Genomic DNA, 25,232 nt, shown 5'->3' with positions numbered 1-25,232 from the left:
TGATGAAAGAGGTGATCCCACAGACGTTAATTGCGCTCGACAACCTGTCGAAAACTTTTGGTGGCAACCGCGCACTGAGCGATATCTCGCTGAGCTTACTGGCGGGCGAAGTGCACTGCCTGGCTGGCACCAACGGCTGTGGCAAGAGCACCTTAATCAAAGTCATTTCCGGGGTACACGCCCCGGACAGTGGCAGCCGCATTACCCTGGGTGATGGCCCGACCTTCCCGCGTCTGACCACCCGTCAGGCGCGTGATTTCGGTATCCAGGTGATTTATCAGGATCTGTCGTTGTTCCCGAATTTGAGCGTGGCCGAGAACATCGCCTTTGAGCACAACCTTAATGGCCTGCTCGGCTGGCACCGCAAGGCGAAGCTGCGTGAAACGGCAACCCGTATTATTGAAGAACTGAAATTCGATCTCGATTTGGATGAGAAAGTCTCGGCGCTGTCGATTGCTGCACGTCAGCAGGTGGCGATTTGCCGTGCACTGGTCGCCGATGCGCGCCTGGTGATCATGGACGAACCGACGGCTTCTCTGACCCGCACCGAAGTAAACCAACTGCTGCGCACTGTGCGCTACCTGAAAGACAAAAACATCTGCGTGGTGTTCGTCAGCCACCGTCTGGATGAAGTATTAGAGATTTCGGATCGCGTGACCGTGATCCGTGACGGACGCAAGATGGGCTGCTGGCCCGCTAAAGAGATGACGCCACATCATCTGACTGAACTGATGACCGGGCTGAAACTCGATTATCAACTGAAAGCGCCAACGCGTAATGCCGACCGCGCCATTCTCGAAGTCGAGAACCTGACACGCGCCGGTCAATACCATGACGTCAATTTCAAGCTGTATCAGGGCGAAGTACTCGGCCTGTGCGGCCTGCTCGGCTCCGGTCGTACCGAACTGGCACTGTCGCTGTTTGGCATGACCAAACCCGATAGCGGCAAAATCTGGCTCGACAGCAAGCCCGTGCGTTTCCGCGGTCATGAAGATGCCATCAAAGCCGGTATCGGTTATGTCTCCGAAGACCGCTTAACCCTCGGTCTGGTGCAGCAGCAATCGGTGGCCGACAACATGGTGCTGCCGATCCTCGACAAACTGCAAAACCGTTTTCACATCATCGACGAATACCGCAAGAACAAGCTGATCCTGCAATGGATTCAACAGCTCGGTGTGCGCGTGGCCGATCCCAATCTGGCGATCTCTACCCTCTCCGGGGGTAACCAGCAAAAGATTGTGCTGGCGAAATGGGTGCTGACCCAGCCGCGCATTCTGATTCTGGACTCGCCGACCGTGGGCGTGGATGTCGGCGCTAAAGCCAGCATCTATCAGTTGATCCACGAGCTGGCGAAGGAAGGTCTGTCGATCATTCTGATTTCCGATGAAGTGCCAGAGGTTTGGTACAACTGCGACCGCATTCTGCACTTCCGTGATGGCACCGTTCATGCCGAATACCAACCCGATACCGTTGAGCAAGAACAGCTGGCGGAGGTGATCAATGCCTGATTTTTCTCGTTTACGCCCGCACTCCAGTCAAGGCTGGCTGGCGTGGGTGCTGCTGGCTTTCATCCTGTTTTTCTCGGTGGCCAGCGACCAGTTCCTCTCCGTACAGAACCTGCTGGATCTGGCCGAAAGTTACGCGGTGACCGGTATTTTTGCCCTCGGCCTGTTTGTGGTGCTGGTGACCGGCGGGATCGATATCTCCTTCGCCGCGGTGGCGTCGGTGGTGCAATACCTGATCGCTTCGCTGTTTGTGCAGTTCCAGTTTGATAACGCGGCGCTGAGCATCCTGCTGGCGATTGTCTGCGGCACCACCTTTGGCGTGATTAACGCCCTGCTGATTACCTCGCTGCGCGTGGTGTCGATCATCATCACCATCAGTATGCAGTCGCTGCTGTTTGGTCTGCTGATGTGGGTGACCGGCGGTAAGAGCCTTTATTCCCTGCCGGACTGGTGGATCACGCTGCGCAGCGTGCTGCCCTTCACCTGGCAAGGCAACAGTTTCCAGATTGGTTTGCCGCTGATCACCATGCTGGTGATTGCCGGACTGACCGCGCTGCTGCTCAACAAAACCAACCTCGGCCGCCAGCTGTATGCGGTGGGCGGCGATGCCGAATCCGCACGCCGTATCGGGATTCGCGTCGGTCTGATTCACGTTTTCGCTTACGGCTGGCTCGGTGCGATGGCGGCGATTGGCGGCCTGGTGCAGGTGTATCGCATGGGTGAAGTGGTGCCGAATGCGTTAGTCGGTGGCGAGCTGGATGTACTGGCGGCCACGGTACTCGGCGGTGCCAGCCTGATGGGCGGTAAAGGCACGGTGAGCGGCACACTGATGGGCGTGTTCCTGATCGCCATCCTGAAGAACGGCCTCAACCTGATTGGCGTCTCCAACTACTTCATGAACATCGTGGTAGGCGGCGTGATCATGGTGGCGATTGCCGTCACTCACTACAAAAAACGTAAAGAAACTGACGTCAGTTTCGTCTGACAGGAGCATTCACATGAAATCACTCTCTGCTCTGCGTCCGGACGGCACCAATATTGGCCTGATGCTGCTGATTGCGCTGGCGCTGGCAATCTTCACCTTCATGCTGCCGGGCCGCTTTATGACCGACTCGACCTTTATGAGTATGGCGTTCCAGCTGCCGGAACTGGGCTTGCTGACGCTGGCAATGTTTATCGCCATCCTCAGCGGTGGCCTGAACCTGGCGATTATCGCTACCGCTAACCTGACCGCACTGTTTATCGCCTGGACGCTGATGAGCGCCCTGCCCGCCGATGCCGGCACCGGTCAGCAACTGCTGTGGCTGTTTATCGCCATCGTCGGCGCAATGCTGATTGCTGCCTTTATCGGTGTCATCACCGGTGTGATGGTGACGCGAATTGGTGCTCACCCGATTCTGGTGACGCTGGCGACCATGATGACGCTGAACGGCATCGGCATCTGGCTGACCAAAGGTGCCGCCGTCAGCGGCATGCCATCGGTGGTGCAGGCACTCGGTTCCAACACGCTGTTGGGTATGCCGCTGCCACTGTGGGTGTTCCTGATTGCCGCTGCGCTGCTGGCGCTGTTCCTGGGCAAAACCCGCGCCGGTAAATGCATCTACATGGGCGGCAGCAACATTAACGCCACCTGGTTCAGCGGCATCAACACGCATCGCATGGTGGTACTGGTGTACGTCATCTCCAGCCTGCTGTGCGTGTTAGCCGGATTAATCATGATGGCGCGCTTTAACTCAGCGCGTATGGGCTACGGCGATGCGTATCTGCTGCTGACCGTGCTGGCGATTATTCTCGGCGGCACCGACCCGAACGGTGGCTTCGGCCGCGTTACGGGTGTGGTACTGGCGCTAATTGCCCTGCAAGTGCTCTCTACCGGTTTCAATCTGATGAACATCAGCCAGCACGTAAGCCTGGCGATGTGGGGCGCAGTGCTGATTGTGGTGTTGGCCTTCAAACAATTCAAAGCCCGTTTTAATGAACATCGTGCCGTCAAGCTGAGCAAGCTCGCTGCGGCCCTTAATCCTCTGACCGAAAAAAAGGAAGTCTAATGCGTATTCAAGTCTCCCCGTCGTTGATGTGTATGAATCTGATGGAGATCAAGCACCAGCTGGAAGTGCTGGACTCCCGCGCAGACTTCCTCCATATCGATATCATGGACGGTCACTACGTTAAGAACATCACGCTGTCGCCGTTCTTTATTGAGCAGATTCGTCCACACACCAAAGTGGCGCTGGATGTGCATTTGATGGTGGAACACCCGACCGACTTCATTGAAGTGATTGCCAAAGCGGGTGCCGACTACATCTGCCCACATGCAGAAACCATCAACCGCGATGCGTTCCGCGTGATCAACCTGATTCGCAGCTTTGGCAAGAAAGTCGGCGTGGTGCTGAACCCGGCCACACCAGTATCGTTTATCCATCACTATATTCATCTGCTGGACAAAATCACCGTGATGACCGTGGATCCTGGCTATGCCGGACAGCCATTCATCCCGGAAATGGTCGCCAAAGTGCAGGAACTGAAAGCCCTGAAGCAGCAGCATGGCCACAAATATCTGATTGAGATCGATGGTTCCTGCAACACGCGCACTTACAACACGCTGGTTGGAGCAGGTGCAGAAGTGCTGATCGTCGGTACCTCGGGCCTGTTTAACATCCATGACGATCTGGCAACGGCCTGGGACATGATGCGTGACAGCATTGATGAAGCTCAGGGCCTGGCGAAGGTATCCGCATGATTCCACGCTGGCTGGGCATCGACATTGGCGGCACCGGCACACGTCTGCAGCTGATGGAAGAGGGACGCATCTGGTCCAGCTTCCGCAAGGTGCCGACGGCCAGCTGGGCGCAGCAGCCCGACGCTTTGACGGCACTCGGGCAGTTAATCAATGAAACACTGGAGCAGCAACCGGTGAGCGGCGTGATGCTGGGATTGCCGGGCATTCTCAGCCGCGATCGTCAGCAGGTGATTTCGCTGCCGTTTATTCAGGCGCTGGATCATCAGCCTGTGGCGGCGATCCTCACCGAACGTCTTGGCGTGCCAGTGGCGATGGATAAAGATGTTAACCATCTGATGATGTGGGATTTAATGCAGCTGGAGCAGTTGCCGGATATCGCGGTAGGTTTGTATCCCGGTACCGGTATGGGCAACAGCTTGTGGATCAATGGTCGCTTTTACCACGGCCAGCACGGCGGCGCGGGTGAATTGGGCCATGTGCCGATTGCCGGTAACGATCTACCCTGCCCGTGCGGCAACCGGGGTTGTGCGGAGACGGTGACTTCGGGCCATTGGTTGAGTCACTGGGCTAAGGCTCACGTGCCGAATACCGATATGTCGGCGCTGTTTACGCAACATGGCGACCATCCGGAGTTGCAGGCATTTGTTTATCGTTTGGCGCAGCTGATTGCCACCGAAATGAACATCCTCGATCCCGAATACCTGATTCTGGGTGGCGGAGTGCTGGCGATGGCGGACTTCCCGCTGGCGCAGTTACGCAGTCAGATTCAGCAGCATCTGCGTCCACCGGCCACGCGTGACAATTTGAAGATCGTGTTTAGTCAATCCACCGATCACACCGGCTGTCGCGGTGCCTGTTTGGCCGCCGAACGCCTGTTCAGGAGTGCATGATGAAAGGAAAAGTGTGTGTGTTTGGCTCGTTCAACCTCGACGTCGTCGCGGTGATGAACCGCTTCCCGATGCCGGGTGAATCACTGACTGCCCATAACAGCATGATGGGACCGGGCGGCAAAGGCGCAAACCAGGCCACGGCGGCGCTGCGTGCCGGGGCGCGCGTGCACTATATCGGCAAGGTCGGTAATGATGATTTTGGCACTTTCGCCCGTCGTCACCTCGAAAAAACCGGCTTTGATGCGATTACGCTGTTTACCTGTAAAGAGAAGCCTACCGGCAACGCACTGATTTATGTGGCCGGGGATGATGCTGAGAACATGATTTCGGTGTTCCCAGGCGCGAACACCACGGTGACGGCGGCGGAAGTGTCGCGCTGTCAGCCTACGGTAGCCGCAGCGGATATCTTGTTGGTGCAGCTAGAGAACAACCTGAATGCCATTCAGCGCATGATTGATAATGCGCGTGCGGGTGGCACCTTTGTGATTTTAAACCCGGCGCCGTGGCAAAAAGTGAGTGATGCACTGCTGGCGAAGGTGGATTTACTGACGCCCAATAGCACCGAAGCGATGCAGATTACCGGCGTAAAGGTGACGGATTTTGCCAGTGCGCAGAAAGCCGCAGAAGTGATGCACCGCAAAGGCGCGCGTCAGGTGATTATTACCCTGGGGATGGCGGGCGCCCTGTTGTCCAATGCGGAACAGCAGCCGCTGCGCATTCCGCTGTTCCCGGCACAACCGCTGGATACCACCGGCGCGGGCGATGCGTTTAACGGTGCGCTGGCAGCGCGTTTAGCGTCTGGAGATGAACTGCCACAAGCGGCTCTGTTCGCTTCGGCGTTTGCTTCGTTGTGTGTCGAGCGTTCTGGTGCGGCTAATTCAATGCCGTCGTACGCCGAAGCGCTGGCGCGTATGCAGGCACATCCGGAGTGCGTGCCCGAGCCGTTGGAAGTGATGGCTTGAATGACTGTGGGCGGCCATGAAAGTCGCCCTTAATGATGCACCGGTCAGGCTTTTAACCAACCTGCAATCTGCGCATATTGCAGCAGCATAATCGCCTTACCATCGAGGATGCGGCCATCTTTCACCATCGCCAGCGCTTGCGGGAAAGGCAACTCCAGCACGGTAATCTCTTCATCTTCTACGCCACCACCGGCATTGGCGCGCATTGCATCGCTATACTCTGCCGCGAAGAAATGGACGATTTCTGTTACGCCACCCGGTGACATATAGGCTTCAAACAGCTTCTCGACCTTGCCGACCTCATAACCGGTCTCTTCGATGGCTTCTTTGCGGATGCAATCTTCCGGCGTGTCGTTATCCAGCAGCCCCGCGCAGGTCTCAATCAATTCACCGCTGGCATTACCGTTAACGTAAGTCGCAATGCGGAACTGACGAATCAGCAGCACGGTATTTTTATCGCGGTTATAAAGCAGGATGGTGGCGCCGTTGCCGCGATCATAGACTTCGCGTTTGTGGCGGATGACTTCGCCGTTGCTACGGGTCAGTTCGTAGGTGAAGTTACGCAGGATAAAGTAATTATCTGACAGTAACTTATCTTTAATGATGTTGATCTTTAACGACATGGCCGCTCCACCGCTTAATGAGGGAGCCTAAGATAATAGGCGTTAGCGGCGGGGAAAACTATCTGAATTCGCGCGGTCAGTGCGCATTGAAGGGCGAGAACGGTCGCGCAATACGTTGCGCCGCTACGACAGGGTGCAGAGAGAAGTAGCGGCGCGATTTATCGCGCGAATTGATGACAATGCGAAAATCAAAAACCGTTCTTCTGCTCGCTCATATCCGGCAGGTGATGCGCAATTCCTTTGTGGCAGTCAATACAGGTTTGCCCTTCCTCCACCGCTTTGCTGTGCATTTTTGCTGCCACCGTCTTCTGCGCGGTGAAATCCATGTACTCGAAGTTGTGGCAGTTTCGGCACTCCTGCGAGTTATTATTTTTCATCCTGCGCCACTCATTCTGCGCCAGCTCGATACGCGTCTCTTCAAACTTTTGCGGCGTATCGATCAGGCCGAAGATCTTGGCGTACACCTCTTTGCTGGCTTGCAATTTGCGCAGCATTTTCGGACCCCATTCGTGCGGCACATGGCAATCCGGGCAGGTTGCACGCACGCCGCTGCGGTTGTTGTAGTGCACCGTCTGCATATACTCCTGATACACGTTGTTGCGCATCTCATGGCAGCCAATGCAGAACTGCTCGCGGTTGGTCATCTCCATTGCGGTATTAAAACCGCCCCAGAAAATAATCCCACCGGCAAAACCCAAAATCAGCAGCGTGCCGAGTGCTAAGCGGCTGGGGCGTCGCCACCAGCGCCAGATGCGTAATAATCTCTGTTTCATTGATATCCTCACTGCCCAAAGCCGTTGGCCGGTTTAAAGGTGTTCTCCACCACCGGTTTGGCATCGGTCTGCGGGACGTGGCACTGCAAACAGAAGTAGCGGCGCGGCGAAACCGTGCTGCTCACCAGACCATCGCGATCGGTAAAGTGTGTTGGGCTGACGCGCGGCGCACCGGTGGTCAGGTAACTTTGCGTACCGTGGCACTGCAGGCAACGATTAACGTTTTTCGTCACCTGATAGCCATCGACGCTGTGCGGGATCACCGGCGGCTGATTCACGTAGTTCAGCGGTTTGCGGCTCTGCTCTTTAGGCTGATGGATCGTGCCCTGCTGCGTGGCCGTGACTTCCGGAGATTGTGTGAGATCCACGCCATGACCCGCGTAAACCACGCCGCCCAGCGTCAGGGCGGCAACGGTGATAAGAGTAAATAAGGGTTTCATTGCATCCTGCCTTAAATTTTGACCAGCTTAACGGCGCATTTTTTGTAATCGGTCTGCTTCGATAGCGGATCGGTGGCATCCAGCGTGACGTTGTTGGCCAGCACGCCAGCATCAAAGAACGGCATAAACACCAGCCCTTTTGGCGGTTGATTACGTCCGCGCGTTTCGACAGTCGCCACGGTTTCACCCCGACGTGATACCACGCGGACCTTCTCGCCACGGCGGAAACCGCGATCTTTGGCGTCAAGCGGATGGATATACAGCAGCGCCTGCGGCACGGCACGATGCAGCTCCGGCACACGACGCGTCATGGTGCCGGTGTGCCAGTGTTCCAGCACGCGGCCGGTACAGAACCACAGATCGTACTCGGCGTCCGGTGCTTCAGCGGGTGGCTCATACGGCAGGGCAAAAATGGTGGCTTTGCCATCTGGCTTGCCATAGAAACGCACGCCCTCGCCCGCTTTGACGTAGCTGTCAAAGCCTTCGCGGTAGCGCCAGCGCGTCTCTTTGCCATTCACCACCGGCCAGCGCAATCCGCGCGCTTCATGATAGGCATCGAATGGCGCAAGATCGTGACCGTGTCCGCGACCAAAGCTGGCATACTCTTCAAACAGGCCTTTTTGGATGTAGAAGCCAAAATCGCGCGCCTCGTCGTTCAGTCGATCGTCGGCCACTTCGCTCAACGGGAATTGATTAACCTGGCCGTTGGCGTACAGCACGTCATACAAGGTTTTATCCCGCAGCTCTGGCTGTTGGGCAATCAACGCTTCCGGCCAGACCTCTGCCACGCGGAAACGCTTAGCGAAATTCACCATCTGCCACAGATCCGATTTGGCCTCACCCGGTGCTTTCACCTGTTGATGCCAGAACTGGGTACGACGCTCGGCGTTGCCGTAAGCACCCTCTTTCTCCACCCACATCGCCGTCGGCAGGATTAAGTCCGCACACAAAGCACTGACGGTGGGATAAGGATCGGACACCACGATAAAGTTGCGTGCATCACGCCAGCCTGGCATGCGCTCCTGCGTCAGGTTCGGGCCCGCCTGCATGTTGTTGTTACACATCACCCAGTACGCATTCAGTTTGCCGTCTTTCAGCGCGCGATCCTGAGCGACCGCATGCAGGCCGATTTTGGCGGGAATGGTGCCCTGCGGCAGCTTCCACAGTTTCTCAGCCGTCGCACGGTGCTTATCGTTATTCACCACCATGTCTGCGGGCAGGCGATGCGAGAAGGTGCCGACTTCACGTGCGGTTCCGCACGCGGAGGGTTGCCCGGTGAGCGAGAAGGGACCGGTGCCGGGGCGCGAGATTTTTCCGGTCAGCAGATGGATGTTGTAGCACAGGTTATTGGCCCACACGCCGCGCGTATGTTGATTAAAGCCCATGGTCCAGTAGGAGACCACGTTGATGTTTGGGTCGGCATAGAGTTCGGCCAGCGCAATCAGCTGATCCTGCTCTACACTGCTCATCTCACTGGCTTTCTCTACCGTGTATTCGGCAACGAATTTGGCGTACTCGTCGAAGCTGATCGGCGTGGATTCGCCGCTATCCGGGTTTTTCGCTGAGGCCTGACGCGGATCGCTTAGGCGCAATCCATAACCAATATCCGTGACGCCTTTACGCAACGTGACGTGATTCTGCAGGAAGGCTTTATCGACTTTGTTGTTCTGAATGATGTAGTTGGCGATGAAGTTAAGAATCGCCAAATCGCTTTGCGGCGTAAACACCATGCCGTTATCAGCCAGTTCAAAACTGCGATGACGGTAGGTAGAGAGCACCGCGACTTTAACGTTGTCATCGCTCAGGCGACGGGCGGTCAGGCGTGACCAGAGAATCGGATGCATCTCGGCCATGTTCGAGCCCCACAGCACAAAGGCATCGGCCACTTCGATGTCATCGTAGCAGCCCATCGGTTCATCCATGCCGAAGGTACGCATAAAGCCCACCACCGCCGAGGCCATGCAGTGACGCGCATTAGGATCGAGATTATTGGTGCGGAAACCGGCTTTCATCAATTTAGAGGCGGCATACCCTTCCCATACCGTCCATTGACCGGAACCGAACATGCCGATGGATTCAGGCCCGTTGGCTTTTAGCGCCGCTTTGAACTTCTGTTCCATGATGTCGAAGGCCTGATCCCAACTCACCGGGGTAAACTCGCCTTCTTTGTCGTAGTGGCCATCGGTCATGCGCAGCAACGGCTGCGTCAGGCGGTCTTTTCCGTACATGATCTTGGGCAGGAAATAACCTTTGATGCAGTTCAACCCACGGTTTACTTCCGCCTGCGGATCGCCCTGTGAGGCCACCACGCGTCCCTCTTGCGTGCCCACCAGCACGCCACAACCGGTGCCACAAAAACGACACGGCGCCTTTTCCCAGCGGATCGGAGCGCCCAGTGCGGTCACGGCTTTAGTGACGCTGGGAATCGTAAGTCCTGCGGCCACTGCCGCCGCTGCGGCCGCATTGGCCTTCATAAATTCTCGACGACTGACTTTCATGATGCTTCCTTGTGACGATATTCCGTTTCGTCTTGCTGGTGATACACCAGAGAAACGGCCAATACATGCGGGATATTGCGGGTGGCTTCGATGTTATTCAGCAAGGCGCGACTGTCAGCAGCACCCAGGGTCACGGCCAGCGTGCCGCGTGCGCTGTCTTCGGCGGCGATTTCGCAATCAGAAAGCAACAGCAATGCCTGCTTTACCGCCGGGATGGCGTGAGATCGCGCCTGGATGACCAGACCGCATACGTGCCAAGTGCTTTCAGGGAGAATGGAGTGCGTCATGCGCTCACCTCGTTTAGCCAGCTTGAGATGAGACGTAAAATACCCTGAGCTTTTGCAGGGCTATATCACCCGAAAGGTGTATATCCCGATGTGGGATCAAGGGAAGGACAATTGAAATGAAAACGGGGGCCAAAAGGCCCCCGTTGATGAGAATGGCTGCGATTAACGCGAGCTATCTTCCGCCAGCTTAGCTGCCCCATCATCCTGTTCGTCATGATGATGGTCGTGCTCTTTCATGGCTTCCGCATGCACGCGTTTGCGCACACCGAACCAGCCCAGCACCAGTACCACGGCAATCAGCGGGATGGATGCAATAGTGTAGGTACCGTTTGGATAATCAAACGCCATCAACACCAGCACGCTCACCAGGAACAGCAGCGTCAACCATGAAGTGAACGGTGCCCACGGCAGCTTGAAACTGACGTCTTCCGCTTTACCTTCTTTAATCGCTTTGCGCAGACGCATCTGGCACACCACGATAAAGCCCCAGGAAGAGATGATGCCCAGTGAAGCTACGTTCAGTACGATCTCAAACACCTGCGATGGCACATAGTAGTTGAGCACCACACCGACCACGTACACCGCGATGGTAACGAGGATACCGGCGAACGGCACCTGCTGTTTGCTCATCTTCGACATGAACTGAGGCGCAGAACCGCCCATCGACATGGAGCGCAGAATACGACCGGTGGAGTACAAGCCCGAGTTGAGGCTCGACAACGCTGCGCTCAGCACCACGATGTTCATCACGCTACCAATGTAAGGCACGCCCAGTTTGGAGAAGAAGGTGACAAACGGACTCTGCCCTGCCTGATAGGCGTTCCATGGCAGCAGCAGTACCAGCAGCACCACCGAACCGACGTAGAAGAGACCAATACGCCAGATCACGCTGTTGATGGCTTTAGGCAGCATGGTTTTCGGGTCTTTACACTCCCCGGCCGCGGTGCCCACCAACTCAATCGAGGCGAAGGCAAACACCACACCTTGCACCAACACCAGCGCCGGCAGCAAGCCGTGCGGGAAGAAACCGCCGTTGTCCGTGATCAGATGGAAGCCGGTGGTATTGCCGTCTAGCGGTTTACCGCTGCCGAGGAACACCACACCGACGATCAGGAACACCACGATCGCCAGCACTTTCACCAATGCGAACCAGAACTCCATTTCGGCGAACCACTTCACGCCGATCATGTTCATGGTACCGACAATCGCCAGAGCGCCGAGAGCAAACACCCACTGCGGCACATCACCAAACGCGCCCCAGTAGTGCATATACAACGCAACTGCGGTGATATCCACGATACCGGTCATCGCCCAGTTAACGAAGTACATCCAGCCTGCCACGTATGACGCTTTTTCCCCGAGGAATTCGCGTGCATAAGAAACAAAGCTGCCGCTTGATGGGCGGTGTAATACCAGTTCGCCCAACGCACGAAGGATAAAGAAGGAGAAGATACCGCACACCAGATAAACCAGTGCCAGAGCAGGACCAGCCATCTGCAAGCGCGCGCCTGCACCAAGGAACAGGCCGGTACCGATGGCACCGCCAATGGCGATCATTTGTACCTGACGGTTACCCATTGCTTTGTGGTAACCGCTGTCGTGGGAATTGAGCCAGCGTCTTTTCGCAGCGCGTTGTTCGGCTGCGGTTTTTTTAGTTGAATTCATAGCTTTCCTGTTTGTCCTGACCATCAATCATCGCCTGACCAATCGTTTGCGTGCGGCGGTGCGAAATGGGGTAAAACCCGCTACCGATACGGCGGAACGATGTCGCGCGGTGAGCCGGGAATTTACGGCGATGAATCCTACCCGTTCTGCATGAACGAAGCAAAAAATACCGTTTGGTTGCACGAGTTGATTTGTAAGAATCGGTCGCGGTGCACAAAAAAACCGGCCAGTGAATGGCCGGTAAAGGGGTGGCTACAGGGAAAACTACGGGAGGGGATTAACGGTAAATCTCTGCGGTGCCGCTCCACAGGCTGGAATCGCCTGGGTTTTGCACGCCAATTACGCGGTAATGGCTGGCGCCCATATCTTCCGCTTTCTGCGACAGCTGGCGGGTTGCATCATCGATGGAACCGCGAACGCCGCTGATGGAAACGGTACCGCTGCTTTGCAGGTTTTCCGCCTGCTCAGCACTTAAGGGTTGCGCGGCGAAGGCCGTGAAACTTGCGGTGGCAAGCAGTGCAGTAGTCAGAATGGCAATGGGTGTCTTCATCATTTGCTCCTGTTGTCGTCCGTTCATAAAAGTGATTACGCTACAAATTATCAGCGAAGTAATGAAAAGCAGGCACAGCTGGCCGTAAAGCCGTTCAATAATTCGCCAGCTAACGACATGCAATCCAGGGAAAGGTAAAGAGAAGTGGATTTCTCTGCTAAAAGTAACCTGATGTGACGATTCCGGCTCGCTGTCTGCCTGACGCTGCCTTATAATCCCACGCTCTTATAAGGGTTTTATTGTGATAGTGAAACGTCCTGTTACCCGCACCATGGCCCGTGCCCTGAGCGCGATTGTGTTGTTGTCGCTGCTCACCACCGGCCTGGCGCTGTTAACGCTCTCTAGCAGTTTACGTGATGCCGAAGCGGTGAATGTCGCCGGTTCGCTGCGCATGCAAATATACCGCCTCGCCTGGGATAGCACGCGCGATCCGCAGCAGCTGGCGCAGCACATCCAAATCTATCAGCAAACCCTCAGCTCACCGGCTCTGCAGCATCTGGAGCGCCCGTGGGTGCCGAAGGAAGTCGCCAGCCGCTATCGCTATCTGCGCGATAGCTGGCCGCAATTGCAACAAACGCTACAGCCCGAGCGCGCGCAGATCTATCAGCAACGCGTTGCCGGGTACGTCAGTGAAATCGACCGTTTTGTGCTGGCACTGCAACATTACGCCGAACTGAAAATGCATCTGGTGGCGGCCAGCAGCCTGTTCGGCTTTTTGGCGATTGTGGCACTGGCGCTGTGGACCATCCGCTTTATTCGTCGCAACGTGGTGCGCCCGCTGGATTCACTGGTCACGGCCAGCCAATACGTTGAGCAGGCGAATTTCAGCTTTCCGCCGTTATCGATTTCCCAACCCACAGAACTCGGCGTGTTAGCTCAAGCCTTTACCACCATGGCCGAACGGCTGCACTCGCACTATCGCCTGCTTGAGCTGGCGGTACGCAATAAAACGGAAGATCTCACCCAAGCCAATCGCACGCTGAAATTACTCTATGAATGCTCGCAGGTCCTCACCAGTAGCCCACTTAATCCGGAATTGTTCCAGGGATTGCTGCGGCTGGTGCAACGTCGTGAAGCGTTGACCGTATTGAGCATCACCAGCGACGGCATTAATTTTCAGGCGGGCGTGGCGGAAGACGATCTCGAATGGCAAAGTTTGCCGTTGCAGCAAGAGGACCAACGACTCGGCGAACTGTGCTGGCAAACGCGGCGAGCGCCTCCTGCCGATGAGCTGATGCAAAGCCTGGCCCACATGCTGGCGCGCTCGCTATGGATTTGGCAGACGCAAAAACAGTACCAGCAGATGCTATTAATAGAAGAGCGATCCACCATCGCGCGTGAACTGCATGATTCGCTGGCGCAGTCGCTCTCCTTCCTGCGCATCCAGCTCACGTTGTTGCGCCGCAATGTCGATCACACCCAGCCCCAGGCACAATCGATTATTGCCGAGTTTGATCGCGCCCTGGCCGAGGCCTATCAGCAACTGCGCGAGTTACTGACGACCTTTCGTCTGACTATCGAACAGGCAGATTTAGTGCAGGCGATGCAGGCCATGATCGCCCCATTGCAGGAACAGTCTCACGCCGCGATCGCCTTCAATTACCAATCGGGCCTGCAAACGCTGGATGCGCAACAGCAGGTGCATGTGCTGCAGATTGCACGTGAAGCCCTGCTGAACGCCATTCGTCACGCACAGGCGCAGCAAATCCATATTTTTTATCAGCGCGATGAAGACGCATTCCATCTGCTGACGATTGAAGATGACGGTTGCGGCATCCGTAGCCTGGAAGAACCTCCAGGCCATTACGGTCTGACGATAATGGCGGAGCGCGCTGCCCGGCTTTCTGGCAGCTTACTGATTACTCCGCAGACGCGTGGCACGCGCGTTACGCTGCGTTTCCCACCGCGACCGGCACACCGGCTGGCTTAACGCGATACACTTATGTTGAATGGACTTTGACTGGAGAATTTATGGCCCCCTCTTCCCTGACTATTATGATCGTTGACGATCATCCGCTGATGCGTCGTGGCATCCGCCAACTGCTGGCACTGGAACCACGTCTGGAAGTGGTGGCCGAAGCCAACAACGGTACAGAAGCGCTGGCTGAAGCACGTCGCCTCTCGCCCGATGTGATATTGCTCGATCTAAACATGAAAGGCATGTCGGGTTTAGATACCCTGAAAGCCCTGCGACATGAAGGGATCGCTTCGCGCATATTGGTGCTGACCGTTTCCGACGCACGCAATGATATTTACGCCATGGTCGATGCCGGCGCTGATGGCTATTTGCTGAAAGACAGTGAGCCGGAATTATTGCTGGCGCAGGTCATGCGCGGTGCAATGGGTGAGAATGTGTTTAGTGAAGTGGTGGCAGAATATCTGGCAACGCGCCAGCCGAGCGCCAATCCTTTCAAACAACTCACCGAGCGTGAACTGGATGTATTGCAGGAAGTGGCGCGCGGGTTATCCAATAAAGAGATTGCCGCCACCTTGCATATTTCCGAAGAAACGGTAAAAGTGCACATCCGCAATCTGCTGCGTAAACTGGACGTTCATTCACGCGTCGCCGCCACAGTGCTCTGGCTCGAGAGCCGCAATGTGTAGCAGCGCACAGAAAACCAGCACGACATTTACACTTTCTCCATAATTTATCCACGATTCTCTAATTTGCGCCGCGTACAGTAGGCAGCAGCAGGAGTTTTCGGGATAGCACCTTGCACTCCGCCGACGTGAAGCCGACTGCGCTTCACGTTTAACATAATAAAAGTAAAAAATACGCAGCTGAGGAGTGTCGGTTCCATGTCGAATTTTTTTATCGACCGCCCCATTTTTGCCTGGGTTTTGGCTATTTTGCTTTGTCTTTGCGGCACACTAGCGATCATCTCCCTGCCCATTGAGCAGTATCCCGACCTCGCACCGCCTAACGTGCGTATTACTGCCAATTATCCCGGTGCCTCTGCGGAAACGCTGGAGAACACCGTTACCCAGGTTATCGAACAGAACATGACCGGTATCGATAACCTGATGTATATGTCCTCAAACAGCAGTAACACGGGGCAGGCGCAAATCACCCTCACCTTTACCGCTGGCACCAATCCTGATGAAGCCCGCCAGCAGGTACAAAACCAGCTACAATCCGCACTGCGTAAATTACCCGCCGCCGTTCAATCTCAGGGCGTCACGGTGAATAAAACCGGTGACAGCAATATCCTGATGATTGCGTTTGTCTCTACCGACGGAAGTATGGACAAACAGGATATTTCAGATTATGTCGCCAGTAACATTCAGGATCCGCTGAGCCGCATCGATGGTGTGGGTCAGGTTGACGCCTATGGTTCGCAATACGCGATGCGTATCTGGCTCGATCCTAACAAGCTGATTGCCTATGCGCTGACCACCGATGACGTGGTGACGGCGATTGAATCGCAGAACACCCAGGTGGCGGTCGGCCAGGTTGGCGGCTTGCCATCGGTGGATAAACAAGCGCTCAATGCCACCGTCAATGCGCAGTCGATGTTGCAAACCCCAGAGCAGTTCAAAGCCATCACGCTGAAAACCAACAGTGACGGCTCGGTGGTGACGCTGGGCGATGTGGCTGACGTGGCGATGGGGGCGGAAAAATACGACTTCCTCAGCCGCTACAACGGTCAGGCGGCGTCCGGTCTCGGTATTAAGCTGGCGTCCGGCGCCAACGAAATGAACACCGATAAGCTGGTGCGCGCACGTGTGGAAGAGTTGTCACACTACTTCCCGCACGGGCTGGAAGCCAAAATCGCCTACGAAACTACGCCGTTTGTGAAAGCCTCGATCACCGACGTGGTGAAAACGCTGCTGGAAGCGATTTTGCTGGTGTTCCTGGTGATGTATCTGTTCCTGCAGAACTTCCGCGCCACGCTGATTCCGACCATTGCCGTACCGGTGGTGCTGCTCGGCACCTTCGCGGTGCTGTATGCCTGCGGATTCAGTATCAACACGCTCACCATGTTCGCCATGGTGCTCGCCATCGGCCTGCTGGTGGATGACGCCATCGTGGTGGTGGAGAACGTTGAACGCATCATGAGTGAGGAAGGACTTTCACCGCGCGCCGCCACGCGAAAATCGATGGGACAGATCCAGGGGGCGCTGGTGGGTATTGCGCTGGTGCTGTCGGCGGTATTCGTACCGATGGCCTTCTTCGGCGGCACCGTGGGCGCTATCTATCGCCAGTTCTCGATCACCATCGTGTCGGCGATGGTGTTGTCGGTGTTGGTGGCGATGATTTTGACGCCAGCCCTGTGCTCAACGCTGCTCAAACCTCTTGAACAAGGCCATCATCATGGACGTCGCGGCTTCTTTGGCTGGTTTAACCGCAACTTTAATGCCAGCGCGGAACGCTACGAACGCGGAGTCGCGCGTATCTTGATGAAGGGCGGGCGCTGGCTGGTGCTCTATCTCGGCATCATCGGCGTAATGGCGTTTCTGTTTATCAAGCTGCCGACCTCGTTCCTGCCGCTGGAAGACCGGGGCGTATTCCTGACGCAGGTGCAGCTGCCGCCGGGCGCGACCTTGCAGCAGACCTCCAACGTGGTGGCGAAAGTTGAAAACTATTACATGACCGCCGAGAAAGACAACGTGCTGTCGGTGTTCTCAACCATCGGTGCCGGTCCGGGTGGTAACGGCCAAAACGTGGCGCGCCTGTTTGTACGCCTGAAAAACTGGGAAGAGCGTCCAGGCAGCGATCGTACCTCATTCGCCATCATCGATCGCGCCACCAAAGCCTTCCATAAAATCAAAGAGGGCCGCGTGATCGCCAGCAGCCCACCGGCGATTACCGGCATGGGCAGCTCCTCCGGTTTTGATATGGAATTGCAGGATCACGGCGGCATTGGTCATACCCAGTTGATGGCAATGCGTGACAAGCTGCTGGAGTTGGCTGACAGCAATCCGGCCCTGTCTCGCGTGCGTCACAACGGTCTGGATGACAGCCCGCAGCTGCAAATTGATGTCGATCAGCGCAAAGCGCAGGCGCTGGGCGTTTCGCTCGACACCATCAATGACACGCTGACCACCGCATGGGGCTCAACCTATGTGAATGACTTCCTCGATCGTGGCCGCGTGAAGAAGGTGTATGTGCAGGCCGCAGCGGAATTCCGCATGCTGCCAGGCGATATCAACAAATGGTACGTTCGCAATAGTAGCGGCACTATGGTGCCCTTCTCCGCCTTCGCCACCAGCCGTTGGGAAACCGGTTCGCCGCGTCTGGAACGTTACAACGGCTACTCTTCACTGGAGATCGTCGGCGAGGCCGCCAATGGCGTCAGTAGCGGCACCGCGATGGATGTCATGGAGAAACTGGTGGGGCAACTGCCGTTAGGCGTTGGCTTCCAGTGGACCGGAGCCTCTTATCAGGAACGTCTCTCCGGTTCACAGGCACCTGCGCTGTATGCGATTTCGCTGCTGGTGGTGTTCCTGTGTCTGGCCGCGCTGTATGAGAGTTGGTCGATTCCGTTCTCCGTGATGCTGGTGGTGCCACTTGGCGTGGTGGGTGCGCTGGTGGCAACCTGGATGCGCGGACTCGAGAACGACGTGTACTTCCAGGTTGGTTTGCTCACCGTGATTGGCTTGTCGGCGAAGAACGCCATCCTGATCGTGGAATTCGCCAATGAGATCAACAGCAAAGGACGCGAGCTGATGGAGGCGACGCTGGAGGCTTCACGTCAGCGTCTGCGCCCGATTCTAATGACGTCGCTGGCCTTTATCTTCGGCGTGCTGCCGATGGCGATCAGCAGCGGGGCGGGTTCCGGCAGCCAGCATGCGGTCGGAACGGGCGTCATGGGCGGCATGATCTCCGCGACGATATTAGCGATTTTCTTCGTGCCGCTGTTCTTTGTGCTGGTGCGTCGTCGCTTCCCGTTAAAAGAGAAGTCACACGATTAAAGCCTAAAATAAAACGGGGCCGCGATATTCGTAGCCCCGTTGTTATTTGGATTGAATTACAGCAAGTTGGGAGTGCCCTGCTTTTCTCTTCGCGATTACTTACTACGTAACATCGCTTCAATAAATTCTTTCCAGTTCCCCAATTCGGTGTCGACCATCATACCCTCTCTTATTGTAGTGGTGATTCTACGCCGATTTTTTCTATAGGTGAATACGTTTCCACCACTCAACACTATCGGCAAAAGCGCAAAAAACCCTCAGTTCGTCGAAAATGCGTACTGACGCACATTTCAGCAAACCTTTAACACCACAGGGAAAAATCACCTGTGTTATCGGGTAGCACATTTTTCCGATTAGGATAATTCTTAGGGGACTGATGATGCCACCAGGAACTATTCAGGACGTTAATGAATACGTTTACTGGACCTAATTAATAGAATTGATAACGCTGAAATAATCATTAAAAAACAAATAAAACGCAGCGCCTAACGCCGCAGAGGTCACAGCCAGCAGAGCGCTATGGTAAACTCGCGCTTTATTTTTCACAGGATGGGAACAGGCGATGACAGCGCAGTGGGTGATGTACGGAATTAAAAATTGCGACACCATAAAAAAAGCACGCAACTATTTAGCAGAATCCGGCACCGACTATCGTTTTCACGATTATCGCGTGGATGGCATCGATGACGCGCTACTGCAATCGTTTATCGATCAGCTTGGCTATGAAGTGCTGCTCAATACGCGCGGTACCACCTGGCGTAATCTGCCAGAAGCGGAGCGTGCAGCCGTCACCGATGCGGCCAGCGCGAAAGCCGTGATGCTCGCCCAGCCTGCCATTATCAAACGTCCGGTATTGTCTGCGCCAAATGGCGACTTGCTTGTCGGTTTTAAAGATTCCCTTTATCACGCGTTTATCCAGGAGAAGTCATAACATGTTCTGTCCGGTCATTGAGCTGGCTCAGCAGCTAATTCGTCGTCCGTCACTGAGTCCGGATGATGCCGGTTGTCAGGCGCTGTTAGTGGCACGTCTGGAAGCGATTGGCTTTACGGTCGAACAGATGCACATCGGCGATACCCTGAACTTCTGGGCCACACGTGGTCAGGGCGAAACCCTGGCGTTTGCCGGTCACACCGATGTGGTGCCGCCGGGTGATGCCAATCGCTGGATCAGCCCGCCGTTTGAGCCTTCGATTCGTGATGGCATGCTGTTTGGTCGTGGTGCCGCGGACATGAAAGGATCGCTGGCGGCGATGGTGGTGGCTGCAGAACGTTTTGTCGCGGCTAATCCTCAGCACAAAGGGCGTCTGGCGTTTCTGATCACGTCCGATGAAGAAGCCAGCGCGGTTAACGGCACGGTGAAAGTGGTTGAGCGTTTGATGGCGCGCAACGAGCGCATGGATTACTGCCTGGTGGGCGAGCCTTCCAGTACCGAAATCGTTGGCGACGTGGTGAAAAACGGTCGTCGCGGTTCGATGACCGCCAATCTCACCCTCCACGGTGTGCAGGGCCACGTGGCCTATCCGCATCTGGCCGATAACCCGGTGCATCGCGCGATGCCAGCACTGAATGAGCTGGTGGCCACCGAATGGGATCAGGGCAACGAATTCTTCCCGCCCACCAGCATGCAGATTGCCAACGTGCAGGCCGGCACCGGCAGTAATAACGTGATCCCCGGTGAATTTTTCGTGCAGTTCAACTTCCGCTTTAGCACCGAACTCACCGATCAGATGATCAAAGAGCGCGTGGCCGCCCTGCTGGATCGCCATCAGCTGCGTTACACGCTGGAGTGGAATGTTTCCGGCCAGCCGTTCCTGACCTCACGCGGCAAACTGGTTGATGCCGTGGTAAATGCTGTCGCGCACTATAATGAGATTAAGCCACAGTTACTGACCACAGGCGGCACCTCTGACGGACGCTTTATCGCGCGGATGGGTGCGCAGGTTGTGGAACTGGGCCCGGTGAATGCCACCATTCATAAAATCAATGAGTGCGTGAAAGCGTCAGATTTGCAGATGCTGAGTCGTATGTACCAGCGCATCATGGAACAGCTGATCGCTTAAGTAAGCACGCTAAAGGAGCAATGGGATGGAATTCTTTAAAGAGTACTGGTGGATCTTAGTGATCCTGCTGATGGTTGGTATTTTAATGAACGTTTATAAAGACTTAAAACGTATCGATCATAAAAAGTTTATGGGTAATAAACCGGATTTACCACCGCATCGCGACTTTAACGATAAATGGGATGATGACGACGACTGGCCGAAGAAAAAATAATTGCGGTTGATCTCCTCCCTGTAACGTAGCGGCGTGATGCGCCGCGCATCTGATAGCGAAGTCGCTATAGAATTGCGCGATTAATCTCGCCGTTACGTTAAGAGCAACCCTCGCTGTTCAACCATCACATCATCATGATGACATCATCATCGCCCGGTTTAGCCCCGCTGAGCGCCTCGTCGAAGTAGCGACGCGGAATGGTATAACGCAGATGATTCAACGCCAGTTGCATGCTGCGATCATCAATGGCATGCGGCAAATCGTCCACCACATCCAGCGTCACATCCCCACCCAGTGCGGTTAACCGTTGCATTGCGGCTTCGGCATGCTCCAGCGGGATCTGATCATCATAATCACCGTGGATCAGATGAATGGTATTACGAGAGCTGACGCGCTCCGGCAGCGTGCTGTAACGACCGCTAAACACAATCGCGCGTCCTGCCAGATCGGCATGGGCTTTGACGCCTTCCAGTACCATGGTGCCACCCTGCGAAAAGCCAACCAGCGCGGTAGCTTCCGGCCGGACACCCGATGCCTGCTGCCAGTGACGCACCGACTCCACAAACATCGGCATCACGGCATTCACGCCCTGCTGTTCCGAGCGGTCATGCGCGGGAATATCCGCAAACCATTGGCGACCCTGCGGCTCACTAGCCGGATAGGGCGAACCCACTGAGACAACGAATGCCTCCGGAAACGCTTTGGCGAACCAGTTGCCGACTTGCGCCATCGAATCAGGATTGTCATTCACGCCGTGATACAGCAAAAACAGCTGCGCAGCGTGTGTCGGTTGCTGAACAATTACATATCGTAGTGCCATAAGATCCTCCTCAAATCACTATACGCCGCTGAGGCGGGAGTGATATTGGGAAAATTTGAACGAGATAATGGATTTATTGCAACGATGCCAACTGCTGCTGCCACTGTTCCGCCCGGCTGGCATCACACTGAATCAATGCTTCAGCCGTCTCCTGGCGTAAGCGTTGCACCAAGGCTTTACGACCATTGAGTCCCGCTTGCTGCGCTACAGCACTCAACGCTTGTTTTTGCACAAGGATGGCTTCGAGTATCGGTTGTGGTGATGCGCGCACCAGGCGCTGCAACGCGGCATAGCTCGCCTCATAAGGCCGTTGCGCCCAGGCAAATCCTGCCAGCAGCGGCCAGTCATCCTCGCTCAGTGTCTGAGAGTGAACGGTCGTCTTGAAGGGAACATCAATAATGTCACGCAACCACACCGCGTCACGCGCAAATCGCTGTGCCGCCTGCTGCTGCAGTTGTTCTCCGGCAGGCGTTAAGGGACGTATCGCCATCGCCGCATAGCAGCCACTGCTGGCTTCACGCTGTGAGCCAATGCGTACCAGAGTAAAGCCACAACGCTGCCAGAACTGCCAGAGCGATTCGGTATAGCCAAAACTCACCGAAAGGAAATCGCATCCTTCCGCCTGCTGCTGTGCCATGGCCACCAACGCGCTGCCAATACCACGCTGTCGTTGTGCGGCTAACACGGCAATGCGACTGATACGCTGCGAGCGCAAGGTGGCGGCTTCGGCAAATCCCGCATGGGCTGCCAGTGACTGTGCGACCAGATTGCCGCGCGGACGGCGCAACCCCGCCCAGACGGCATCAGCCAGTGATTTGTCTAACCCCCCCTCTTCCACCAGCCACAGTGCGCCGACAATGTTTTCTGGCGTGCCTGCCAGCCAGAAGCGCATGCCGGGGGCATCCAGCATGCGCCGCAGGTCAATGGGAGAAGTGCGATAGTGGGCGCTCGCCAGCAGACGGTAGCCCGCTTCCAGTGCTCCTTGCTCTGGCGTAGCGGGGAAAATCGTTAGCTCGCCGTTAGGTCCGCTTTCTATCGCATCCTCAAACAGCAGCGCCTGGCTTAGCCACTGCTCCAGCGGATCGTGCACTGACCAGCGCAAGGGTTCATCGAGCTGGAAATATTGTACCTGTGGCAAGGTAGCGCAGAAACGCAGCATAAAACCGCGCCCGGTGCCCTCGTAACCCTGCACGGTGGTGATCATCAGCACACGAGGGAAAAGCTGCACAAACTGCTGCAACAACGGTGCTGGAATGGCGGCCGCTTCATCAACGATCAGCCACTGCACTGACGGCTCAGCGTCCATCGCGAGAATGGCATCCGGCGCCATAAAACGAAAATGTTCACCGGCAAACGCTGCCAGCACCTCAGTGGAAACTTTGGCCGGTGCCGTCACCAGGCAGTGCTGATTATGCTTGGCCAGCATCCCGGCCAGCGCCGATTTGCCACGTCCACGTGCAGCCGTGATCACCGCCACGCCGGAGGGCATCTTAAGCAGCTGCTGCAGGATCCGCGCCTGCTGCTGTGGAGCCTGACAGTGCCAATCGGGTAAGTCCAGTAAGGCAGGTGTACGCGCAGGCTGGTGTGGGTGCTGTAATTCGGGTACGCGCTCACATTGATGCTGATGCAGTAATTCAGATGCGCGCTCAGGTTGATGCTGATGCAGTAATCCGGATTCGCGCGCAGGCTGGTGTTGCTGCAGCAATTCGGGTGCGAGCTCATGCTCATGCTGGTACTGATGCTGATGCTGATGCTGATGCAGCAATATGACCTGCGGATCCTGTTCAATCAGCTGCTGCAGATGGTGAATAAAATGAGGCGTGGCGATCGGTTCGCCGACATCGGCCCAGCGCAGGCTGTCGCAGTCCGGTTGCGTGGCCCAGTCTTGCCACGGCGGCGTCAGTAACAACAACCAGCTTCCCGCACGCAACGTGCCCGCTAACGCCGCAAAGGCCTCCGCATGGAAACCGCTGCGCGCATCGAAAATCGCATGCTGGAATTCACGACCCAGCAGCGTGCGCAGAGCTGCAGGCGCCACGCGCTGGGGGAAATCATCGCTGTCGCTGAACGTGAGCCAGTCGCCGGTCAGCGCTGCACGCCACTCCATTGCCTGCTGCAACGCCCAGTCAGCTTCACCGGCGATCACACACAGGCGACGAATGCCCGCTCGCTGCATCGCGGCGGTGATATCAACTAACGACATCAGTTGGCGGCGAAGGTGTTGCAGTCGCCCGGGTTTCCGCTGTCAAAACCGCGTTTGAACCAGGTATAGCGTTGTTGTGAAGTGCCGTGTGTGAAGCTATCCGGCACCACGCGGCCCTGGCTTTTCTGCTGCAATCGGTCATCACCAATCGCTTCTGCGGTATCCAGCGCTTTCTTGAGGTCGCCCACTTCCAGCATATTTTGCTGCTGCACATAATGGCCCCACACGCCGGCAAAGCAGTCTGCCTGCAACTCCATTTTCACCGACAGCTGATTGGCCTGTGTCTGAGTGGCACCCTGCTGCATCTGACGTACTTTCGGCTCGATGCCCAGCAGTTTCTGGATGTGATGGCCGACTTCATGGGCAATCACATAGCCCTGCGCAAAGTCACCGCCTGCACCCAGCTTGGTTTTCATATCATCGTAAAACGACAGATCGATATAGACGGTTTGATCCGCCGGACAGTAAAACGGCCCCATCGCCGACTGGCCAGTGCCGCAGCTGGTTGAGGTGTAGTTGCGGTACATCACCAGCTTAGGTGGCACATACTGTTTGCCCATTTTCTGGAACAACGTGCCCCAGGTCTCTTCGGTGGTGGCGAGAATCACCTTAGTGAATTTGGCATCCTCATTATCCTGCGCAGAGTTCACCGGGCGCTGTTGCTGTTGTGTCACCGGCGTGCCGCCTTCCAGCAGCGCGGTGAGGTCGTAACCGTAATAACCCGCCACGGCCACCACAATCAGCAGAATGATGCCGCCCTTGCCGCGTGGAATGCGGATTTGCCGACCGCCGCCGCCCAATCCGGGTGAATCATTGCGACGATCTTCTACATTGTCGCTTTCACGACGACCTTGCCAGCGCATGGCTCGCTCCTGTTAAAAGGTTTTGCATGATTTTAGTTGGCGGCATCGCTAATCACCAGCGTTGCGGCGTTAGCGTCGCGAGATTGAGAGAAAGGAGGCGTATTAAACAACGTGCAGGCAGGGTAGAAACAGAAAAGGCCGCCAACGATGACGACCTTTCACTTATGACGACCCCCTGATTATCGTGCGCTGGAATGCGCACCGAAAAGGCATCGCTGAAGAC

General features: G+C 56.0%; 23 protein-coding genes. 12 read left to right on the top strand and 11 right to left on the bottom strand.

The window, feature by feature from the left end; genetic code table 11:
• Positions 1 to 2: 2 nt before the first annotated feature.
• The 6 genes from FD737_RS19315 to FD737_RS19290 are packed head-to-tail and all read left to right on the top strand — an operon-like array spanning position 3 to position 6,097.
• Complete coding sequence (locus tag FD737_RS19315) at positions 3 to 1,508, top strand: sugar ABC transporter ATP-binding protein (RefSeq protein WP_034825973.1); 1,506 nt, start codon at positions 3 to 5, stop codon at positions 1,506 to 1,508.
• Positions 1,501 to 2,490 (top strand): ABC transporter permease, encoded by a 990-nt coding sequence (locus FD737_RS19310; protein WP_034825832.1) that lies wholly within the window; start codon positions 1,501 to 1,503, stop codon positions 2,488 to 2,490. Before FD737_RS19315 ends, FD737_RS19310 begins: the two co-directional genes overlap by 8 nt.
• A 13-nt stretch (positions 2,491 to 2,503) precedes the next feature.
• The gene (locus tag FD737_RS19305; protein WP_058959087.1) at positions 2,504 to 3,553 is read left to right on the top strand and encodes an ABC transporter permease; all 1,050 of its coding nucleotides are present in this window, start codon (positions 2,504 to 2,506) and stop codon (positions 3,551 to 3,553) included.
• Positions 3,553 to 4,245 (top strand): D-allulose 6-phosphate 3-epimerase, encoded by a 693-nt coding sequence (gene alsE, locus FD737_RS19300; protein ID WP_038645526.1) that lies wholly within the window; start codon positions 3,553 to 3,555, stop codon positions 4,243 to 4,245. The genes FD737_RS19305 and alsE overlap by 1 nt, the downstream gene beginning before the upstream one ends.
• The gene (gene alsK / locus FD737_RS19295; protein ID WP_160834316.1) at positions 4,242 to 5,135 is read left to right on the top strand and encodes an allose kinase; all 894 of its coding nucleotides are present in this window, start codon (positions 4,242 to 4,244) and stop codon (positions 5,133 to 5,135) included. The genes alsE and alsK overlap by 4 nt, the downstream gene beginning before the upstream one ends.
• Positions 5,135 to 6,097, top strand: a complete 963-nt coding sequence (locus FD737_RS19290; RefSeq protein ID WP_034825823.1) for a ribokinase — start codon at positions 5,135 to 5,137, stop codon at positions 6,095 to 6,097. Before alsK ends, FD737_RS19290 begins: the two co-directional genes overlap by 1 nt.
• 44 nt (positions 6,098 to 6,141) lie before the next feature.
• Here FD737_RS19290 and nudK read toward each other — a convergent pair whose 3' ends face one another.
• The 7 genes from nudK to FD737_RS19255 form a co-directional block, all read right to left on the bottom strand.
• Entirely contained in the window at positions 6,142 to 6,720 is a 579-nt protein-coding gene (gene nudK, locus FD737_RS19285) for a GDP-mannose pyrophosphatase NudK (protein WP_097118572.1), read from the bottom strand.
• 188 nt (positions 6,721 to 6,908) lie between these two features.
• Positions 6,909 to 7,493, bottom strand: a complete 585-nt coding sequence (gene napC, locus FD737_RS19280; RefSeq protein ID WP_160834315.1) for a cytochrome c-type protein NapC — start codon at positions 7,491 to 7,493, stop codon at positions 6,909 to 6,911.
• Between the two features lie 8 nt (positions 7,494 to 7,501).
• A complete protein-coding gene (gene napB / locus FD737_RS19275) occupies positions 7,502 to 7,933 on the bottom strand; it encodes a nitrate reductase cytochrome c-type subunit (protein ID WP_045814877.1) in 432 nt (143 codons plus the stop codon).
• A gap of 11 nt (positions 7,934 to 7,944) precedes the next feature.
• Entirely contained in the window at positions 7,945 to 10,431 is a 2,487-nt protein-coding gene (gene napA, locus FD737_RS19270; RefSeq protein ID WP_160834314.1) for a nitrate reductase catalytic subunit NapA, read from the bottom strand.
• Entirely contained in the window at positions 10,428 to 10,718 is a 291-nt protein-coding gene (locus FD737_RS19265) for a chaperone NapD (protein WP_160834313.1), read from the bottom strand. The genes napA and FD737_RS19265 overlap by 4 nt, the downstream gene beginning before the upstream one ends.
• Before the next feature lie 162 nt (positions 10,719 to 10,880).
• Positions 10,881 to 12,383, bottom strand: a complete 1,503-nt coding sequence (gene ansP / locus FD737_RS19260; protein WP_097118576.1) for an L-asparagine permease — start codon at positions 12,381 to 12,383, stop codon at positions 10,881 to 10,883.
• Between the two features lie 277 nt (positions 12,384 to 12,660).
• A complete protein-coding gene (locus FD737_RS19255; protein WP_160834312.1) occupies positions 12,661 to 12,933 on the bottom strand; it encodes a YdgH/BhsA/McbA-like domain containing protein in 273 nt (90 codons plus the stop codon).
• A gap of 241 nt (positions 12,934 to 13,174) precedes the next feature.
• On the opposite strand from FD737_RS19255, the gene narQ reads away from it, so the two are divergent.
• From narQ to acrD, 3 genes are all read left to right on the top strand, one after another.
• Positions 13,175 to 14,863: a nitrate/nitrite two-component system sensor histidine kinase NarQ gene (gene narQ / locus FD737_RS19250; RefSeq protein WP_160834311.1), complete on the top strand. Its 1,689-nt coding sequence runs from the start codon at positions 13,175 to 13,177 to the stop codon at positions 14,861 to 14,863.
• 41 nt (positions 14,864 to 14,904) lie between these two features.
• The gene (locus FD737_RS19245) at positions 14,905 to 15,537 is read left to right on the top strand and encodes a response regulator (RefSeq protein WP_160834310.1); all 633 of its coding nucleotides are present in this window, start codon (positions 14,905 to 14,907) and stop codon (positions 15,535 to 15,537) included.
• Between the two features lie 195 nt (positions 15,538 to 15,732).
• A complete protein-coding gene (gene acrD, locus FD737_RS19240) occupies positions 15,733 to 18,849 on the top strand; it encodes a multidrug efflux RND transporter permease AcrD (protein WP_034825785.1) in 3,117 nt (1,038 codons plus the stop codon).
• A 95-nt stretch (positions 18,850 to 18,944) separates the two neighbouring features.
• On the opposite strand, the gene ypfM is transcribed toward acrD, so the two are convergent.
• Positions 18,945 to 19,007 (bottom strand): protein YpfM, encoded by a 63-nt coding sequence (ypfM, locus tag FD737_RS24195; RefSeq protein ID WP_141399026.1) that lies wholly within the window; start codon positions 19,005 to 19,007, stop codon positions 18,945 to 18,947.
• Between the two features lie 404 nt (positions 19,008 to 19,411).
• On the opposite strand from ypfM, the gene FD737_RS19230 reads away from it, so the two are divergent.
• Genes FD737_RS19230 through FD737_RS19220 form a run of 3 tightly spaced genes read left to right on the top strand, consistent with a single transcriptional unit; the run spans position 19,412 to position 21,123 of the window.
• A complete protein-coding gene (locus FD737_RS19230; RefSeq protein ID WP_034825783.1) occupies positions 19,412 to 19,780 on the top strand; it encodes an ArsC family reductase in 369 nt (122 codons plus the stop codon).
• Between the two features lies 1 nt (position 19,781).
• Positions 19,782 to 20,909, top strand: a complete 1,128-nt coding sequence (dapE, locus tag FD737_RS19225; RefSeq protein ID WP_160834309.1) for a succinyl-diaminopimelate desuccinylase — start codon at positions 19,782 to 19,784, stop codon at positions 20,907 to 20,909.
• A gap of 25 nt (positions 20,910 to 20,934) precedes the next feature.
• Positions 20,935 to 21,123: a YpfN family protein gene (locus FD737_RS19220; protein ID WP_160834308.1), complete on the top strand. Its 189-nt coding sequence runs from the start codon at positions 20,935 to 20,937 to the stop codon at positions 21,121 to 21,123.
• A gap of 124 nt (positions 21,124 to 21,247) precedes the next feature.
• Here the strand turns inward: FD737_RS19220 and ypfH are convergent, their stop codons facing one another.
• The 3 genes from ypfH to FD737_RS19200 all read right to left on the bottom strand — a co-directional run bounded on the left by ypfH (position 21,248) and on the right by FD737_RS19200 (position 25,009).
• Positions 21,248 to 21,943 carry an esterase gene (ypfH, locus tag FD737_RS19215; protein WP_097118581.1) on the bottom strand — a complete coding sequence of 232 codons (696 nt, stop codon included), beginning with the start codon at positions 21,941 to 21,943 and terminating at the stop codon, positions 21,248 to 21,250.
• A 73-nt stretch (positions 21,944 to 22,016) separates the two neighbouring features.
• Complete coding sequence (locus FD737_RS19210) at positions 22,017 to 24,146, bottom strand: tRNA(Met) cytidine acetyltransferase TmcA (protein ID WP_237448832.1); 2,130 nt, start codon at positions 24,144 to 24,146, stop codon at positions 22,017 to 22,019.
• Positions 24,146 to 25,009, bottom strand: a complete 864-nt coding sequence (locus FD737_RS19200) for a neutral zinc metallopeptidase (RefSeq protein WP_058959102.1) — start codon at positions 25,007 to 25,009, stop codon at positions 24,146 to 24,148. Before FD737_RS19200 ends, FD737_RS19210 begins: the two co-directional genes overlap by 1 nt.
• Positions 25,010 to 25,232: the final 223 nt, after the last annotated feature.

The sequence above is a fragment of the Pantoea sp. Seng genome, from assembly GCF_009829935.1.
GTDB lineage: Bacteria > Pseudomonadota > Gammaproteobacteria > Enterobacterales > Enterobacteriaceae > Pantoea > Pantoea communis.
This window is presented reverse-complemented; position numbering and strand designations above follow the sequence as displayed.

Coding starts and splice junctions, on each gene's coding strand:
- FD737_RS19315 (WP_034825973.1), top strand. CDS start 3: ATGAAAGAGGTGATCCCACAGACGTTAATTGCGCTCGACAACCTGTCG.
- FD737_RS19310 (WP_034825832.1), top strand. CDS start 1,501: ATGCCTGATTTTTCTCGTTTACGCCCGCACTCCAGTCAAGGCTGGCTG.
- FD737_RS19305 (WP_058959087.1), top strand. CDS start 2,504: ATGAAATCACTCTCTGCTCTGCGTCCGGACGGCACCAATATTGGCCTG.
- alsE (WP_038645526.1), top strand. CDS start 3,553: ATGCGTATTCAAGTCTCCCCGTCGTTGATGTGTATGAATCTGATGGAG.
- alsK (WP_160834316.1), top strand. CDS start 4,242: ATGATTCCACGCTGGCTGGGCATCGACATTGGCGGCACCGGCACACGT.
- FD737_RS19290 (WP_034825823.1), top strand. CDS start 5,135: ATGAAAGGAAAAGTGTGTGTGTTTGGCTCGTTCAACCTCGACGTCGTC.
- nudK (WP_097118572.1), bottom strand. CDS start 6,720: ATGTCGTTAAAGATCAACATCATTAAAGATAAGTTACTGTCAGATAAT.
- napC (WP_160834315.1), bottom strand. CDS start 7,493: ATGAAACAGAGATTATTACGCATCTGGCGCTGGTGGCGACGCCCCAGC.
- napB (WP_045814877.1), bottom strand. CDS start 7,933: ATGAAACCCTTATTTACTCTTATCACCGTTGCCGCCCTGACGCTGGGC.
- napA (WP_160834314.1), bottom strand. CDS start 10,431: ATGAAAGTCAGTCGTCGAGAATTTATGAAGGCCAATGCGGCCGCAGCG.
- FD737_RS19265 (WP_160834313.1), bottom strand. CDS start 10,718: ATGACGCACTCCATTCTCCCTGAAAGCACTTGGCACGTATGCGGTCTG.
- ansP (WP_097118576.1), bottom strand. CDS start 12,383: ATGAATTCAACTAAAAAAACCGCAGCCGAACAACGCGCTGCGAAAAGA.
- FD737_RS19255 (WP_160834312.1), bottom strand. CDS start 12,933: ATGAAGACACCCATTGCCATTCTGACTACTGCACTGCTTGCCACCGCA.
- FD737_RS19245 (WP_160834310.1), top strand. CDS start 14,905: ATGGCCCCCTCTTCCCTGACTATTATGATCGTTGACGATCATCCGCTG.
- acrD (WP_034825785.1), top strand. CDS start 15,733: ATGTCGAATTTTTTTATCGACCGCCCCATTTTTGCCTGGGTTTTGGCT.
- FD737_RS19230 (WP_034825783.1), top strand. CDS start 19,412: ATGACAGCGCAGTGGGTGATGTACGGAATTAAAAATTGCGACACCATA.
- dapE (WP_160834309.1), top strand. CDS start 19,782: ATGTTCTGTCCGGTCATTGAGCTGGCTCAGCAGCTAATTCGTCGTCCG.
- FD737_RS19220 (WP_160834308.1), top strand. CDS start 20,935: ATGGAATTCTTTAAAGAGTACTGGTGGATCTTAGTGATCCTGCTGATG.
- ypfH (WP_097118581.1), bottom strand. CDS start 21,943: ATGGCACTACGATATGTAATTGTTCAGCAACCGACACACGCTGCGCAG.
- FD737_RS19210 (WP_237448832.1), bottom strand. CDS start 24,146: ATGTCGTTAGTTGATATCACCGCCGCGATGCAGCGAGCGGGCATTCGT.
- FD737_RS19200 (WP_058959102.1), bottom strand. CDS start 25,009: ATGCGCTGGCAAGGTCGTCGTGAAAGCGACAATGTAGAAGATCGTCGC.